At 72.8% G+C, this 15,318-nt stretch carries 19 protein-coding genes; 6 read left to right on the forward strand and 13 right to left on the reverse strand.

Features of this window, described 5'->3' with window-relative positions; genetic code table 11:
- Positions 1 to 179 precede the first annotated feature (179 nt).
- Positions 180 to 635 carry a Crp/Fnr family transcriptional regulator gene (locus ACIBK8_RS09330; protein ID WP_393684976.1) on the forward strand — a complete coding sequence of 152 codons (456 nt, stop codon included), beginning with the start codon at positions 180 to 182 and terminating at the stop codon, positions 633 to 635.
- A 33-nt stretch (positions 636 to 668) separates the two neighbouring features.
- Here the strand turns inward: ACIBK8_RS09330 and ACIBK8_RS09335 are convergent, their stop codons facing one another.
- Positions 669 to 962, reverse strand: a complete 294-nt coding sequence (locus tag ACIBK8_RS09335) for a hypothetical protein (RefSeq protein ID WP_399041076.1) — start codon at positions 960 to 962, stop codon at positions 669 to 671.
- Positions 963 to 1,201: 239 nt separating this feature from the next.
- Here ACIBK8_RS09335 and ACIBK8_RS09340 point away from each other — a divergent pair, with 239 nt between their 5' ends.
- Positions 1,202 to 1,909 carry a response regulator gene (locus ACIBK8_RS09340; RefSeq protein WP_399041221.1) on the forward strand — a complete coding sequence of 236 codons (708 nt, stop codon included), beginning with the start codon at positions 1,202 to 1,204 and terminating at the stop codon, positions 1,907 to 1,909.
- A gap of 87 nt (positions 1,910 to 1,996) precedes the next feature.
- Here the strand turns inward: ACIBK8_RS09340 and ACIBK8_RS09345 are convergent, their stop codons facing one another.
- Complete coding sequence (locus ACIBK8_RS09345; protein WP_399041077.1) at positions 1,997 to 3,727, reverse strand: GAF domain-containing sensor histidine kinase; 1,731 nt, start codon at positions 3,725 to 3,727, stop codon at positions 1,997 to 1,999.
- A gap of 183 nt (positions 3,728 to 3,910) precedes the next feature.
- Positions 3,911 to 4,249: a hypothetical protein gene (locus ACIBK8_RS09350; protein ID WP_399041222.1), complete on the reverse strand. Its 339-nt coding sequence runs from the start codon at positions 4,247 to 4,249 to the stop codon at positions 3,911 to 3,913.
- A 41-nt stretch (positions 4,250 to 4,290) separates the two neighbouring features.
- Here ACIBK8_RS09350 and ACIBK8_RS09355 point away from each other — a divergent pair, with 41 nt between their 5' ends.
- Positions 4,291 to 4,341, forward strand: a complete 51-nt coding sequence (locus ACIBK8_RS09355) for a hypothetical protein (protein ID WP_393685239.1) — start codon at positions 4,291 to 4,293, stop codon at positions 4,339 to 4,341.
- 419 nt (positions 4,342 to 4,760) lie between these two features.
- Here ACIBK8_RS09355 and ACIBK8_RS09360 read toward each other — a convergent pair whose 3' ends face one another.
- The 9 genes from ACIBK8_RS09360 to ACIBK8_RS09400 form a co-directional block, all read right to left on the reverse strand.
- Positions 4,761 to 5,060: a DUF1876 domain-containing protein gene (locus ACIBK8_RS09360; protein WP_399041078.1), complete on the reverse strand. Its 300-nt coding sequence runs from the start codon at positions 5,058 to 5,060 to the stop codon at positions 4,761 to 4,763.
- Between the two features lie 107 nt (positions 5,061 to 5,167).
- Positions 5,168 to 6,367, reverse strand: coding sequence for a 1,2-phenylacetyl-CoA epoxidase subunit PaaE (gene paaE, locus ACIBK8_RS09365; RefSeq protein ID WP_399041079.1), 1,200 nt, complete (start codon positions 6,365 to 6,367; stop codon positions 5,168 to 5,170).
- Complete coding sequence (paaD, locus tag ACIBK8_RS09370; RefSeq protein WP_399041223.1) at positions 6,367 to 6,888, reverse strand: 1,2-phenylacetyl-CoA epoxidase subunit PaaD; 522 nt, start codon at positions 6,886 to 6,888, stop codon at positions 6,367 to 6,369. Before paaD ends, paaE begins: the two co-directional genes overlap by 1 nt.
- Positions 6,889 to 6,890: 2 nt before the next feature.
- Positions 6,891 to 7,757 carry a 1,2-phenylacetyl-CoA epoxidase subunit PaaC gene (paaC, locus tag ACIBK8_RS09375; RefSeq protein WP_399041080.1) on the reverse strand — a complete coding sequence of 289 codons (867 nt, stop codon included), beginning with the start codon at positions 7,755 to 7,757 and terminating at the stop codon, positions 6,891 to 6,893.
- Positions 7,758 to 7,775: 18 nt separating this feature from the next.
- Complete coding sequence (gene paaB / locus ACIBK8_RS09380; protein WP_227045969.1) at positions 7,776 to 8,078, reverse strand: 1,2-phenylacetyl-CoA epoxidase subunit PaaB; 303 nt, start codon at positions 8,076 to 8,078, stop codon at positions 7,776 to 7,778.
- Positions 8,075 to 9,079, reverse strand: coding sequence for a 1,2-phenylacetyl-CoA epoxidase subunit PaaA (gene paaA / locus ACIBK8_RS09385; RefSeq protein WP_399041081.1), 1,005 nt, complete (start codon positions 9,077 to 9,079; stop codon positions 8,075 to 8,077). Before paaA ends, paaB begins: the two co-directional genes overlap by 4 nt.
- Before the next feature lie 193 nt (positions 9,080 to 9,272).
- Positions 9,273 to 10,142: a 3-hydroxyacyl-CoA dehydrogenase family protein gene (locus ACIBK8_RS09390; RefSeq protein ID WP_399041083.1), complete on the reverse strand. Its 870-nt coding sequence runs from the start codon at positions 10,140 to 10,142 to the stop codon at positions 9,273 to 9,275.
- 91 nt (positions 10,143 to 10,233) lie between these two features.
- Entirely contained in the window at positions 10,234 to 11,457 is a 1,224-nt protein-coding gene (locus tag ACIBK8_RS09395) for a thiolase family protein (protein ID WP_399041084.1), read from the reverse strand.
- The gene (locus ACIBK8_RS09400; RefSeq protein ID WP_399041085.1) at positions 11,450 to 11,728 is read right to left on the reverse strand and encodes a hypothetical protein; all 279 of its coding nucleotides are present in this window, start codon (positions 11,726 to 11,728) and stop codon (positions 11,450 to 11,452) included. The genes ACIBK8_RS09395 and ACIBK8_RS09400 overlap by 8 nt, the downstream gene beginning before the upstream one ends.
- 150 nt (positions 11,729 to 11,878) lie before the next feature.
- Between ACIBK8_RS09400 and paaI the strand changes: the two genes are divergently transcribed.
- Positions 11,879 to 12,268, forward strand: a complete 390-nt coding sequence (paaI, locus tag ACIBK8_RS09405; RefSeq protein ID WP_399041225.1) for a hydroxyphenylacetyl-CoA thioesterase PaaI — start codon at positions 11,879 to 11,881, stop codon at positions 12,266 to 12,268.
- A complete protein-coding gene (gene paaK / locus ACIBK8_RS09410; RefSeq protein ID WP_399041086.1) occupies positions 12,265 to 13,611 on the forward strand; it encodes a phenylacetate--CoA ligase PaaK in 1,347 nt (448 codons plus the stop codon). Before paaI ends, paaK begins: the two co-directional genes overlap by 4 nt.
- Positions 13,612 to 13,643: 32 nt before the next feature.
- Here paaK and ACIBK8_RS09415 read toward each other — a convergent pair whose 3' ends face one another.
- Positions 13,644 to 14,537, reverse strand: a complete 894-nt coding sequence (locus ACIBK8_RS09415) for an AraC family transcriptional regulator (protein WP_399041087.1) — start codon at positions 14,535 to 14,537, stop codon at positions 13,644 to 13,646.
- Between the two features lie 170 nt (positions 14,538 to 14,707).
- Between ACIBK8_RS09415 and ACIBK8_RS09420 the strand changes: the two genes are divergently transcribed.
- Complete coding sequence (locus tag ACIBK8_RS09420; protein ID WP_399041088.1) at positions 14,708 to 15,298, forward strand: non-oxidative hydroxyarylic acid decarboxylases subunit B; 591 nt, start codon at positions 14,708 to 14,710, stop codon at positions 15,296 to 15,298.
- The last annotated feature ends 20 nt before the right edge of the window (positions 15,299 to 15,318 follow it).

A 15,318-nucleotide genomic window follows, 5' to 3' on the forward strand; every position in this document is an offset into this window, starting at 1 on the left:
GCCGGGCGGCGCGGCACGGGCGGTTCGCCGGGCGGGGCCTGCCGCTCCGGACGGGCCACTCCGGAGCATTCCGGCAAAACTGTGCATATCGTCGAAGCAGGCGCCGGGACGCAACCGTCGGCCCGCCCCGGTGGCCGCGGCCGGTCCGTCGGCCGTCCCGGACGGAGGATGAGGAGCCCATGATCAAAAGCCTGCTCGAAGCGATGCCGGCCGAGACGCATGAGCGGCTGGCCGAAACGGCGCACGAGGTGACCCTGCCACGGGGCACCCGGATCTTCGAAGAGGGCCGCAGGGCGGACCGCTTCTGGGTCATCCGCAGCGGCCAGGTCGCCCTCGACCTGCATGTTCCGGGGCGTCGTGCGGTGGTCGTCGAGCGGCTCGGACAGGGCGAACTGGTCGGCTGGTCCTGGCTGTTCCCGCCGGGCATCTGGCACCTGGGCGGGGAAGCCGTCCTCCCGGTGCAGGCGGAGGAGTTCGACGCCGCGCACGTCCGCGCGCTCTGCGACGCCGACCCCGTGCTCGGGCGCGCCGTCTACCGCTACGTCGCCGAGACCGTCGCCGACCGGCTGCACCGCACCCGGGCCCGCCTGCTGGACCTCTACGGGCCGCAGGGCAGCGGTACCGAGGACGCGTGAATGCGGTGGCGCCGGACACGGTGCGCCGTCCGCTCAGGCCGCCCGCTGCCCCCACCCCGGGTCGGCCGCCGCCCACTCCCGGTCCCGCTGCGCGTAACGCCTGCGCATCAGCAGCAGATGACCGGCCCGTCCGGCGCCGATGAGCGCCAGGCAGCCCGCCGCCCCGGCCACCGTGCCGACGGCGACGCTCCCGGCACCGGCCTGCGACGGCGTGACGGGGTCGGCCGGCAGCGCGCCCCGGCCGTCCAGCCAGGCGGTGGTCCGGTCACCGGCCCGCGCACCGGGCGCCACCGCCGTCCGGCCCTCCCTGACCGTGCCGTCGGCCACCGCGTTCGCCGCCGGACCGGCGGCCGGAGCAAACTCACAAAGGGCATCACGTGCCCCCTTTCCCCTCTGCCACGACCGTTGCACGCCACGGCGTCCGGGCGGAGAGGCCGAACGGCCCCACGGCGCGCGGGCGCCCGCGGGGCGCATGCCGGGCCCGGGGCCCGTTCGGCCCTGGCACGCCCCTGGGAGCGCGGGCGACGATGAGGGCGGACGAGCCGTACCACCGCGCGGAGGGCACCATGGGCGACGCAGGCGCATTCTCACCGCAGAGGCCGATCCGGGTGTTCCTGCTCGACGATCACGAAGTGGTCAGGCGCGGTGTCCAGGACCTCCTCGACGCGGAGCCCGACATCGAGGTGGTCGGCGACGCGGGCACCGCCGATCACGCGCTGGCCCGCGGCCCCGCCCTGCGCCCTGACATCGCCGTGCTCGACGTACGGCTGCCGGACGGCGACGGGATCAGCGTCTGCCGGGAACTGCGCTCGCGGATGCCCCGGCTCGCCTGCCTGATGCTCACCTCCTTCGACGACGACGAGGCGCTGCTGGACGCGATCATGGCGGGCGCGGCCGGCTACGTACTCAAGGAGATCAAGGGATCGGACCTGGTCGCGGCGGTGCGCACGGTGGCGTCCGGCCGTTCCATGCTCGACCCGGCGACCACGTCACGGCTGATGAACAGCCTGCGCGGCGAGGAAGCCGATGCCGATCCGGAGGCGGACGTGCTGTCCGCGCTGTCGCCGCGCGAACGGGAGATCCTCGACCTGATCGGCGAGGGACTGACCAACCGCGAGATCGGCAAGCGGCTCTACCTGTCCGAGAAGACCGTCAAGAACCACATTTCCCGGCTGCTGGCGAAGCTCGGGGTGGAGCGACGGATCCAGGCCGCCGTCCTCGCCACCCAGGCGGCCCCGCCCGCAACGGCCGACGACGGGCCGCACCGGATGTGACGACGCCGGGCCATGCTCACGGCGGTGGTGACAACGCCGGGCCGTTCTCACGGCGGTGGTGCACTCTCACGCGGCGGTGGTGCACTCTCACGGCGGTGAGAGCGGTACCTGCCACTCCAGTTGGGTGCCGCCCTGCTTCCTGGCCACGGCGGTCAGGGAGCCGCCGGCGCTCTCGGCGCGCTTGGCGAGGTTGGCCAGCCCGCTGGGCCGGACGTGCTGCGGGATGCCCACCCCGTTGTCCCTGACGCGCAGCCGCAGCGTGCCGGCGTGGACGGTCAGCGAGATGTCCACCGACGTGGCGTGCGCATGCCGTGCGACATTGCTCAGCGCCTCGCCGAGCACCGCCACCACATGATCGGCGAGGCCCGCCGGCACATCGGTGTCGATCAGGCCCGCCATGCGGAGGGACGGCGTGAACCCCAGCGTGCGCGCCGCCTGTTCCACGGCGGTGACGGTACGCACCCGCAGCCCGTGCCCGGAGCGGCCCGTCGGGCGTGCGCGGAGGCCGAAAATCGTCGACCGGATGATCTTGATCGTCTCGTCGAGATCGTCCACGGCCCGCAGCAGCCGCTCGCTCGCCTCCGGATGGTCCACGAACCGCACCGCGCTCTGCAGCGTCATTCCGGTGGCGAAGAGGCGCTGGATGGCCAGATCGTGCAGGTCACGGGCGATCCGGTCGCGGTCCTTGAGCAGCGCGAGCTGCTCGGCCGACCTGCGCCGCTCGGCCAGTTCCCGCGCGAGCGCCGCCTGCCCCGCGAACGTCAGCAGCGGCGCGGTCTCCGGCTCGGTGAACGGATCGCGCCCCCGGACCCGCGCCAGCATCAGCACCCCGCGCGCCCGCTCCCCCGTGATCATCGGCACCGCGACGGCAGGGCCAAGACCCGCCCAGCGCGCGGGGCCCGCGGTGATCCGGCGATCGTGCTCCACGTCGACGCTGATCAGCGGCCGGCCCGCGTCGAGGGCCGCGCCGACGAACGAGCCCTCGCGCGGCAGGTCGAGGCCGCGGTGCGACGCCGCGCAGACCCCGGACGCCAGCACCACGTGCAGCGACTCCCGCCCGGCGGGCAGCGCCAGCACGCCGAGATCGGCGCCGAGGATGCGCTGCGCATGATCGACGATCAGCTTCAGGACGTCCATGTCGTCCGCGCCCGGAAGCCGGCTGCCGGGCAGCAGGCTCGCGACGATCTCGCCGTTGGCCTCCAGCCACTGCTGGCGGTAGCGGGACTCCTCGTACAGGCGGGCGTTCTCGATGGCAACGCCCGCGGCCACCGCCAGCGTCGCGAGCACCGTCTCGTCCTCGGCGTCGAACTCCCCGCCGCCCCGCTTCTCGGTGAGGTACAGGTTGCCGAACACCTCGTCGCGCACCCGGATCGGGACTCCCAGGAAGGAGTGCATCGGCGGGTGGTGCGGCGGGAAGCCGTACGACGCGGGGTGCTCGGACAGCTCGGCGAGCCGCAGCGGCTCGGGGTGTCTGATCAGTTCGCCCAGGATGCCGTGCCCGGCCGGCAGGTGACCGATGGCCCGTTCCTGCTCGTCCGTGACGCCGACCGGCAGGAACTGGGTGAGCCGGGTGTCGTCGCCCACCACACCCAGCGCCCCGTACTCCGCGTCGACCACGACGACCGCGGCTTCGACGATGCGCCGCAGCAGTTGCGGAAGCTCCAGCGCGCCGCCCACCGAAAGCACCGCTTCGAGCAGCAGGTGGGAGGACTGGCCGCCCTGGCGTACGGCGTCCAGGCGTTCCTTGAGGTCCTCCGGCAGCGCGTCCAGCCGCCGCCGGGTGTCACCGCCGCGATCCGTTTCTTCGTCGCCCACCACGCCTCCGCCGTGACCCACGCACTGCGGGCGGGGCCCTGTCTCCACGGTAGCCGTCGGGGGCGTGGGGGCATCTTGGGCGGCAGGCGCCGGGGAGAGGGGCGGGGGCGGGGCCGTCGGTAGGGCGGTGGTGGGCGGCGAGCCACGCCCGGTGAGCCGGGCGGGATGTCGGTGACCCGCCCCGGGTCACCGTGCCGATGTGTCCCGGTGGCTCGTGCACAGGGCCCAGATCACGAAGCCGTTCACCGCGATCAGCGTGAGGGCCCAGAGCGGGTAGTAGGGAACCCACAGGAAGTTGGCGATCATGACGACGCCGGCGAGGACGACTCCGACGGCCCGCGCCCACAGTGCCCCGGTGAGCAGGGCGAAGCCGGCCACCGCGATCACGATGCCGAGGATGAGGTGGATCCAGCCCCAGCTGGTCAGATTGAACTGGAACGTGTAGTTGGTCGTCGCGATGAACACGTTGTCCTTGGCGAGGGCCGAGATGCCCTCCAGGATCGCCATGATGCCGCCGAAGATCATCAAGGCGGAGGCGAAGGCGGTCCAGCCGGTTACCGCGATTCGTGTGGACTGGTGGGCGGTGGTACCCGCGTGGCCGGTCCCCGCATGCGTAGCCATATCTCGCTCCCTGTCTTGCTCCTTGGCGCTCGGACTCGTCGTCGACCGGCAGGATCCCGGACCGGCGACCGTCCTCAGCCTGGCACCGCCGCCGACGGCCGGTGAGGGGCGGTTCGGCCCCCGGGGCCGGGCCACATGGGGCCGATTCGGGGGCCGGATGAGGTATCGAACGGCCCTTCCGGAGAGCGGGGGAGAGGGGGAGCGAGGGGGAGGGGCGAGAGGGAGGGAGAGCGGCCGACGGGGCCGGCGGGTAGGGGTGAGCTACGGCCGACCCGGCCGTTCGGGATCTCCGCCCGGGGGCTGCTGCCCGTGCCGCCCGGGGATCGCTGTCGGGGCTGCCGTCCGGGACCGCCGTTCGGGACCGCCGACCGGGCTGGGCGGCGGCTCGGTCAGGCCCTTCGGCCCATGGCCGGCCTCAGGCCAGGGCGTCCGTCCAGCCGTACGCCGCCCGCCGCGGGCGGTCGGGGGGCGGGGCTCCGGCACCCACCAGATCCCGGTCGGCGACCTGGATGAGCTGCCCTGCCAGGTCCCGCAACGCCCGCCCGGCCGCCAACTCGTCGCCGATCACCGGGATGTCGACGTCCTCGGGGCTGCACCGGGCGGTGCCGTGCCCGGTGAGCGGGGCGTTCCCGGTGTCCAGCACCGCACGCGCCCTGGTCGTGCCGCCCTCCTCGAAGAGGTACACCCGGACCTTCCACTCCGCCGTCGTCGTCATCGCTTGCCTCCGCCCTGTCCGTCGGCCGCCCCGTCCCCCTCACTCTCGGACAGCGGCGGCGCCGACGGGCAGGGGCCAAAGGTCCCGGTCTGGAGCGGCGCCAGGGGTCAGCTGTCGAAGTCGACGGTGAGTTCGTCGGAGACCGGGAACGTCTGGCAGGTCAGGACGTAGCCGGCGTCCACCTCGGCGGTTTCGAGGGCGTAATTGCGGCGCATGTCGGCCTTGCCGTCGGTGACCAGGGCACGGCAGGTGCCGCAGACCCCGCCCTTGCAGGCGAAGGGCAGGTCCGGGCGTATGCGGGAGGCGCCGTCGAGGAGGGTGGCCTCGCGGGGGAGCGCGGAGGTGGTGGACCGGCCGTCGAGAGTGATGGTGACCTGGCTGACCGGGCCTTCGGCCACCGTGTCCTCGTGGTGAACGGTGTGGATCGGCTCGTCGTCGGCGAAGAAGAGTTCCTGGTGGATCCGCTCGTCGGGGACGCCGAGACCGGCCAGGACCTGCTGGGCGTCGCGCACCATGCCGTGCGGGCCGCACAGCCACCAGTGGTCGGCGGACGGCACGTCGACGAGGCCGTCGACGAGTGCGGCCAGCCGTTCGGCATCCAGCCGGCCGGACAGCAGGTCGGCCTCGCGGGGTTCGCGGGAGAGGACGTGGCCGAGCTGGAAGCGGGAGTGGTGGAGGTCCTTGAGGTCGGCCAGCTCGTCGGCGAACATCACCGTGTCCGTGCGGCGGTTGCCGTAGAAGAGGGTGACCTGGGAGCGGGAGTCGGCGGCCAGCACCGACTCGGCGATGGAGACCATCGGGGTGATGCCCGAGCCCGCGGCGATCAGGACGTGGTGCCCCGGCTGGGACAGATCCGGGGTGAAGATCCCCGTCGGGGCCATCACCTCGACGGCGTCCCCGGGCCGTACCTCGCGCACCAGCCAGGACGAGAACAGTCCGCCGGGCACGACACGGACCCCGATCCGCAGGCGGGCGCCCGCCGGGGAGCAGATGGAGTACGACCGCCGTTCGTCGCGGCCCTCGATCTCGCGGCGCAGGGTGAGCGACTGGCCGGGCCGGAACGCGAACTCGTCGGCCAGCTCGTCGGGCACGTCGAAGCTGATCGCCGCGGCGTCCTCGCACAGCGGCTGGACCGAGGCGACCCGCAGGGTGTGGAACGCCGGGCGGCGACGGGCCCGCGCGGGCACGGGAGCCTGACCGGCCGCCGCGGCGGGTGCGTCGGCCGGGGCAGGGGCCTGCGTGGCGGGGGCCGTGCCGCTGACGCCGGGCGCCGGCTGCTCGGCGAGGTCGGGCGAGGTCGGGGCCATCAGATCTCCTTGACGTACTCGAAAGGCTCCAGGCAACTGCGGCAGCGCCACAGGGCCTTGCAGGAGGTGGCGGCGAACCGCGAGGTCTCCTGGGTGTCCGAGGATCCGCAGCGCGGGCAGGGCACGGCGCGTCGCACGGCGGACAGCTCCAGGGGCACAGGACCGGAGGTGTGCCGCGGAGCGGCTCCGGGCGGCGCGATGCCGTGCTCGGCGAGCTTGCGGCGGCCGGCGGGGGTGATCCAGTCGCTGCTCCACGGCGGATCCAGGACCGTACGGATCTCCACCCGCGCGAACCCTGCGCCGCGCAGCCGGGAGGCGACGTCGGCGCGCATCTCGGCCATCGCGGGGCAGCCCGAGTAGGTCGGCGTCAGGCAGGCGGTGACGGTGCCGTCCGCGGCCACCTCGACGTCGCGCAGGACGCCGAGGTCGGCCAGCGTGAGCATCGGCAGCTCCGGGTCGGGCACCTGCTCGGCGAGGTGCTGGGCCCGGCGCGCGTCGGTGAGCGGCGCGACGGTGGGCATCGTCACCACGCTCCTTCGGGGTGGGCGCGGGCCACGCTCTGGAGTTCGGCGAGCAGCGGCGCCAGGTGCGCGGTGTGGTCGCCCGCCCGGCCGCTGCCGGGAAGCGATCCGACGGTGGGCAGGGCGAGGCCCGCGGCGTCGAGCACCTGCCGCAGGACACCGGTCACCTCGCCTCGCAGGTCCGCCGGGTCGGTCCCCAACACCGGGTGGGAGGCGAAGAGTTCCCCCACATACGGGAAGACCGCGTCGAGCGCCGCGCGCATCCTGCGGTGCGACTCCTCGGTACCGTCGCCCAGCCGCACCGCCCAGTCGGCGGCGTACTGGCGGTGGTACGTCAGCTCCTTGACGCCCTTGGCCGCGATGGCGGCGACCACCGGGTCCGCCGCGGAGCGGGCGAGGCGGGTGAGGAGCGCCAGCCGCCAGCAGGACAGGACCAGCAGCCGGACGGTGGAGAAGGCGAAGTCGCCGTTGGGCAGCTCCGCGAGCCGGACGTTGCGGAAGGCGGTCGCGTCCCGGAAGTAGGCGAAGGCGTCCTCGCTCCGGCCGGAGCCGTCCACCTGGCCCGCCCGTGCGTACAACAGCCGTGCCTGGCCGAGCAGATCGAGGCCGATGTTGGCGAGCGCGACCTCTTCCTCCAACTCGGGGGCGCGGGTGCACCACTCGGCCAGCCGCTGCGCGCCGACCAGGGCATCGTCCCCCAGTGCGGTGCAGGCGGCGGCCAGTTCGGCGGCGTCGGTCCCGGCGGGCACGGAGGTGTCGACGCCGTGCAGTGGGTCCTCGAAGCCGGTGCCGAACGCCCAGCGGGCGTCGCTGTCGTCGTGTCCCTCGGCCAGGGACAGGTAGACGTGGTCGTCGGTGACGTCAGTCATGTCCTGCTCCTCCTGTTCCTAGATGTGGGGGACGTCTTCGGGTATGTCGTAGAAGGTCGGGTGCCGGTAGACCTTGTCGGCGCTGGGTGCGAAGAAGGGATCCTTCTCGTCGCGGGTGGAGGCCGCTATGTGCACGGACGGCACCACCCAGATGCTGACGCCTTCATTGCGCCGGGTGTAGAGGTCGCGGGCGTGCGTGAGCGCCATCCGGTCGTCGGCGGCGTGCAGCGAGCCGACGTGCACGTGGTTCAGGCCGCGCTTGCCGCGGACGAACACCTCGTACAGCGGCCAACCGGCCTTGGAGTCGTCGGTGTTGCTCATGCCGCCGTTCCTTCCTGGGTCTGCGGGGCGTCCGGAGTGCGGGCCGCCGTCTTGGCCGCGTGGGCGGTGGCCGCCTCACGTACCCAGGCGCCTTCCTCGTGTGCGGTCCGGCGCCGCGTGATGCGTTCGGCGTTGCACGGCCCGTCTCCCTTGATCACGCGCTGGAGTTCGGACCAGTCGGGGGTGCCGAAGTCGTGCCGTCCGCGCTCGGCGTTCCAGCGCAGCTCGGGGTCGGGCAGGGTCACGCCGAGCTTGGCGGCCTGCGGGACGGTCATGTCGACGAAGCGCTGACGCAGCTCGTCGTTGGTGTGCCGCTTGATCTTCCAGGCCATCGACGCGGCGGAGTTGGGGGAGTCGCCGTCGGGCGGGCCGAACATCATCAGCGAAGGCCACCACCAGCGGTCCACCGCGTCCTGGACCATCGCGCGCTGGGATGCGGTGCCGCGCATCATCGTCAGCAGCAGTTCGTAACCCTGCCGCTGGTGGAACGACTCCTCCTTGCAGATCCGCACCATGGAGCGGGCATAGGGGCCGTACGAACTGCGGCACAGCGGCACCTGGTTGCAGATCGCGGCGCCGTCCACGAACCAGCCGATCACGCCGACGTCGGCGAAGGTCGGCGTCGGGTAGTTGAAGATCGACGAGTACTTCTGGCGGCCCTCGATCAGCCGCTCGGTCAGATCCGCGCGGTCGGCGCCCAGCGTCTCGGCCGCGGAGTACAGGTACAGGCCGTGGCCCGCTTCGTCCTGGACCTTCGCGAAGAGGATGGCCTTACGGCGCAGTGAGGGCGCACGGGTGATCCACTCGCCCTCGGGCTGCATGCCGATGATCTCGGAGTGCGCGTGCTGCGCGATCTGCCGGATCAGCGTCTTGCGGTAGCCGTCCGGCATCCAGTCCCGCGGTTCGATCCGCTGGTCCTTGGCGATCGAGGCGTCGAATTGCTCTTGGAGCTGCTGCTCGGCGCCGTCGGTGGCCGACGAGGCGGAGTGTGTCGTGGTCATCGATACCAGCTTCCCTACCGACCATTCGTTCGGTTCATATTCTGACGAGTTTCCGGTGATCGGGCAAGCCCCTTTCGGGGATTGCCGGCAGATCGCCGTGGCCTGCCCGGACGCACCCGGCAAAGAGGCCGGCCGGCGCCGCGTCACGCGCCTCCGCTGCCCGCCCGGCGGGCAGCGGAGACGGCCGCCGCGCTCACTCCCACGCGTAGAAGCCCTGGCCCGTCTTCCGTCCCAGCTCACCGCGGGCGACCTTGTCCCGCAGCAGTTGCGGCGGCGCGAAGCGCTCACCGAGCGTGGCGTGCAGATACTCCGCGATGGCCAGCCGGACGTCGAGGCCGACCAGGTCCGTCAGGCGCAGCGGCCCCATCGGGTGCCTGTACCCCAGGCTCATGGCGTCGTCGATGGCCTCCGCCGATGCCACGCCGTCCTCGACCATCCGGATCGCCTCCAGGCCGAGCGCCAGGCCGAGGCGGCTGCTGGCGAAGCCGGGGGAGTCCTTGACGACGACGTCCTTCTTGCCGAGCGCCTGCGTCCAGCCCAGCGCGGCCTCCACGGCCCCGGTGTCGGTACCCGGCGCGACGACGATCTCGACGAGGGCGGAGGCCGGTACGGGGTTGAAGAAGTGCATGCCCAGGAAGCGGCCGGGGCGGCTCAGGGCGGCGGCCAGTTCGGTGACCGACAGGGAGCTGGTGTTGGTGGCCAGCACCGTCGCATCGCCCACCGCCTTCTCGGCCGCGGCGAGCACACCCGCCTTGAGCGCGGCGTCCTCCGGCACGGCCTCGACGACCAGGTCGGCGCCGGCCGGCAGCCCGGCGACCGAGTCCGCGGTGGAGACGCGGTTCAGGATCTCCTCGACGGGCCCGGTGAGCTTGCCGCGTTCGGCGGCCCGGCGCAGCCCGCCTGCCACCCGTTCCAGGGCCGCAGCCGCGGCCTCGCCGCCGCTCTCCACGACGGTCACGGACGATCCGGCCGCCGCGAACGACTGCGCGATGCCGGCGCCCATACGGCCGCCCCCGATCACACCGACGACGGCGGGCGCGGAGGGGGATGCGGTGGTGGTCATGCTCGGTTCCTCTTCTCCAGGAAGGCGGTCGTCCGGTCCTTCTTGCCCTGGCCTGCGCACAGCGCGGCCCGATGTCCCGCAGCCGGCCGGGTCATATCCGCTCCACCAGCATGGCCGCGCCCTGGCCCACGCCGACGCACAAGGTGGCCAGGCCGCGGCGCGCGTCCTCGCGCTCCAGCCGCCCGAGCAGCGTGAGCAGGATCCGGGCGCCGGAACAGCCCAGCGGGTGGCCGAGTGCGATGGCGCCGCCGTCGGCGTTGACGATCGCGTCGTCGAGCCGGAGGCGGCCGATCACCGCCAGGGCCTGTGCGGCGAACGCCTCGTTCAGCTCGACCGCGTCCAGCTCGCCGGTTTGCCAGCCGGCGCGGGCCAGCGCCTTCTCGGTGGCGGGCACCGGGCCCAGGCCCATGAGATTGGGCTGCACCCCCGCCGACGCGGAGGTGACGATCCGGGCCCGCGGGGTGAGGCCGTGCCGTTCCACCGCCGCCGCGCTCGCCACGACCAGGGCGGCGGCGCCGTCGGACAGCGGTGAGGCGGATCCCGCCGTGACGATGCCGTCCTTGCGGAAGATCGTGCGCAGTCCGCCGAGCTTCTCCAGCGTCGTCGCGGGCCGCGGGCCCTCGTCGCGGTCCACCGCGCCGTCCTTCACCGGGACCGGCACGATCTCGCGGTCGAAACGGCCCGCCTCCTGGGCGGCGACGGCGCGACGGTGGCTGCGCAGCGCGAAGGCGTCGGACGCGGCGCGGCCGATGCCGTCGAGCGCGGCGACCTCCTCGGCCGTCTCGCCCATCGACAGCGTCACCTTCACCGTCTCGGGGCCGCTGCCTGCGGGGACCGCCCGGTCGGCGGCGGCGAAGCGGGGATTGGTGAAGCGCCAGCCCAGCGAGGTGTCCTGCACCTCGCCCGGCTTCGCCCACGGGGTGCCCGGCTTCTCGATGACCCACGGGGCGCGGGTCATCGACTCCACGCCGCCCGCGACGACCAGTTCGGCCTCGCCGGACCGCACCGCCTGGGCCGCCGATGCCACCGCGGTCAGCCCCGACGCGCACAGCCGGTTGACGGTGTAGCCGGGCACCGTGTGCGGCAGCCCGGCCAGGAGCACGGCCATCCGGGCCACATCACGGTTGTCCTCGCCTGCCTGGTTCGCGGCGCCCAGGATCACCTCGTCCACCGCGTCGGCGGGTATCCCCGAGCGCCGGACGGCCTCACCCACGACCAGGGCCGCCAGGTCGTCGGGGCGTACGGAGGCCAGGGCGCCCCCGAAGCGGCCCTGTGGGGTGCGGGCCCCGTCGATGAGGTAGACCTCGTCAGGCATTGCTGCCCTCCTTGTCGTGGGAGTTGCTGAAGGCTGCGGGCCGGTTGACGAGGCCGCCGCCGGTGAGGTGCCGCGCCGGGCGCGCGGCGGCCTCCAGGGGTGCCAACTCGGCGTCGGCCGGGGTGTCTTCGTGGTGCCGGCTGCCCGTGCGGGGCTGATGGATGATGCCTGGCGCGGCGCCGAGAGGGAAGGACACGGCGGTGAGGGCCGCTTCCGGCAGCGCGCGGCGGCGGACGGAGAAGTCCGGGCACTCAGGGGCTTTCCTGGGCATCTGTCCCACCTCTTGACAGGCAGTGGTGAAGCTTGATTACTTGACTGAGCCGCACGCTAACCGAATGTTCGGTCGGTGCACAAGGCGGTGGATGAGGCGGTGGACAACGTGTGGCGAGCCACGGAAGCAACGGCCGGCCCGGTGGAGCGGATGTTCGGGGACGACCAGGCGTCCCGGGCACTCGGCATCGAGCTGGTGGAGCACGGCGAGGGGACCGCCGAGCTCCGGATGACCGTCACCCCCTCCATGGTCAACGGGCATGGGACGGCCCACGGCGGTTACCTGTTCCTGTTCGCCGACACCGCGTTCGCCTGCGCCTGCAACAGCCACGGCCCGGTGACCGTCGCCGCTGCCGCCGACATCGACTTCGTCGCCCCCGCGCACGAGGGGGACGAACTCCGGGCGACCGCGGTGGAGCGCACCCGGTACGGCCGCAGCGGGATCTACGACGTGAGCATCAGGCGTGGGGACGAACTGATCGCGGAGTTCCGTGGCCGCAGCCGCAGTATCCGAAGCACGAAGACGAAGGAGTCGCGATGAGCAGCGAACTGACGGCCCCGGCGGCCGGGGGATCCCGTCGGGGGGAGCCGCTCCCGGACGCACTGCTGGACGACGGGGAACGGATGTCCGCGCCCGAGCTGCGCGACCACCAGCTCAGGCAGCTCCGCTGGACGCTGCGGCACGCGTACGACAACGTCGAGCTGTACCGCAAGAAGTTCGACCGCGCCGGAGTGCGGCCCGACGACTGCCGCACCCTGGAGGATCTGGCCCGCTTCCCGTTCACCACCAAGGCCGACCTGCGCGACACCTACCCCTTCGGGATGTTCGCGGTCCCCATGTCCGACGTCCGCCGCATCCACGCCTCCAGCGGCACCACCGGGGCGCCCACCGTCGTGGGCTACACCGACAACGACCTGTCGATGTGGGCCGATGTCATAGCCCGCTCCCTGCGCGCCGCCGGCTGTCGCCCCGGCGACAAGGTGCACATCTCCTACGGCTACGGCCTGTTCACCGGCGGCCTCGGCGCCCACTACGGCGCGGAGCGGGCCGGCTGCACGGTGATCCCCGCGTCCGGCGGGATGACCGCCCGGCAGGTGCAGATCATCCGGGACTTCCGGCCCGAGGTCATCATGGTCACGCCGTCCTACATGCTCACCCTCCTCGACGAGTTCGAGCGCCAGGGCATCGATCCGCGCGACAGCTCCCTCAAGATCGGCGTCTTCGGCGCCGAGCCCTGGACCGAGAGCATGCGCCGCGAGATCGAGGAGCGGATGGACATCCACGCCGTGGACATCTACGGCCTCTCCGAGGTCTGCGGCCCCGGAGTGGCGCAGGAATGCGTGGACACCAAGGACGGGCTGCACATCTGGGAGGACCACTTCTACCCGGAGATCGTCGACCCGCTCGCCGACCAGGTGCTGCCCGGCGGCGAGAGCGGCGAGCTGGTCTTCACCTCCCTCACCAAGGAGGCGCTGCCGGTCATCCGTTACCGCACGCACGACCTGACCCGGCTGCTGCCCGGCACGGTCCGCCCCGCCTTCCGCCGGATGGAGAAGATCACCGGCCGCTGCGACGACATGATCATCCTGCGCGGGGTGAACGTCTTCCCCAGCCAGATCGAGGAGATCGTGCTCCGCACCCCGGACGTCGCCCCGCACTTCCAGGTGCAGCTCAGCCGGCGTGGCCGCATGGACCACATGACCCTCCTCGTCGAGGCCCGTCCCGGCGCCGGGGCCGACCGGCGCGCCGAGGCGGCCGGGGCGATCTGCAAGAGCGTCAAGGACGGCGTGGGGGTCACGGTCGAGGTGGTGGTCGTGGACCCCGAAACGCTGGAGCGCTCGGTCGGCAAGATTCGCCGCATCAAGGACCTCAGGGACCGGTGAACGGCACCGCATGACGCGGCATTCCGCCGCCCTCAACGCCGGGTGCCCCAGGCGCGGGCGCGGAAGGCCGCGGGGGTCTCGCCGGACAGGCGGCGGAAGAACTTGGTGAAGACCGTGGCGCCGGGGAACCCGAGCCGCTCGCCGATGGCGGTGGCGGGCAGATCGGTGTGCACCAGCAGGCGCTTGGCCTCCAGCAGGATGCGTGCGTCGATGAACTGCTTGGCGCCGCAGCCGGCGGCGGTCCGGGTCGCGCGGGTCAGGGTGCGGACGCTGTAGCCGAGTTCCCCGGCGTAGTCCTCCACGCGGTGGGTGCGGGTGAAGCCGCGCTCCACCGCCTGCTGGAAGCCGCGGAACGCCGCGCTGCCCGCCGCGTCGTCGGCCCGGTCGCCGTGCAGCTGGGCCAGCCGCAGCACCAGTACGGCGAGCAGGTGCCTGACGACCTCGATGTGCACTTCGAGCGGCAGCGCGGCAAGCCGCCGGTATTCGCTCTCCAGCAGCGTGAGGACGCTCCGCACGGCCTGCCCGTCGGCTCCGGTGGGCCGCACCGGGCGCTGCCAGGGGTGCTGGTCGACCCGGGCGGCTTCCACGGTGGCCGAGTTGAGGAAGCCGGGCAGGAAGAGCACGACGGTGCCTTCGGCGTCGGAGAGGCCGGAACGGTACTGGTGGATCTGGCCGGGCCGCACCCACAGCCAGTCGCCCTCGGTCAGCTCGTGCTCGGTGAAGTCCACGGCACAGCGCACCGTGCCGGACCGCACGGTGATCACTTCGTGGAAACCCGGCCGCTTGGGCGCGTACGGATCGATGCCGTGCCCCTGCGCGCGGGCGAGCAGCCCGGGGAAGTCGAGCACCTCGGCCCCCGGCGGGGCTCCCGCTGCGGACCGGTAGGGGAGTTCCGTGACGTCCGTGTGTTGTCCGTTTCTGTCCATGGTGTGTCTTCAGCGTACGGCTTCGCGGGGTGGAACCGAACCTAGCGTGGAGGGCGGCAGCACCGGTCAAGGGCCGTAAGGACCCGGCCGGTTGGACGCTGCCGTGGAGCCGCGCTGACCGAAAAGGCGCGACGCTCCCTTCCCCTTTCCCTCCGGAGGAGCTGACCGCTGTGCGACTGATCGTGGGCATGACCGGTGCGACGGGCGCGGTGTTCGGCATCCGCCTGCTGGAGAACCTGCGAGAGCTTCCCGGCGTCGAGACACACCTCGTCCTCTCCCGCTGGGCCCGCACCACCATCGAGCTGGAGACCGGCCTGTCGGCGCGCGAGGTGGCAGAGCTGGCCGACGAGGTCCACCCGCCGGACGACCAGGGCGCCACCCTCTCCTCCGGCTCGTTCCGGACCGACGGGATGGTCATCGCGCCCTGCTCCATGAAGACGCTGGCCGGCATCCGGGCCGGCTACGCCGACGGTCTGGTCGCCCGCGCGGCCGACGTGACCCTCAAGGAACGCCGCCGGCTCGTCCTCGTACCACGGGAGACCCCGCTCAGCGAGATCCACCTGGAGAACATGCTGGCGCTCTCCCGGATGGGGGTGCGGATGGTCCCGCCGATGCCCGCCTTCTACCACCACCCGGCATCCGTCGACGACATCGTCGACCACATCACGGCCCGGATCCTCGACCAGTTCGACCTCCCGGCGCCCGCCGCCGTCCGCTGGGCAGGACTGCGCGCCGCCCGCGACAACAGGCCGACGGCCTGACCCCCGCGGCGCGCACCCCC

The organism is Streptomyces sp. NPDC050161 (assembly GCF_044460025.1).
In the GTDB taxonomy this organism is placed as follows: Bacteria; Actinomycetota; Actinomycetes; order Streptomycetales; family Streptomycetaceae; genus Streptomyces.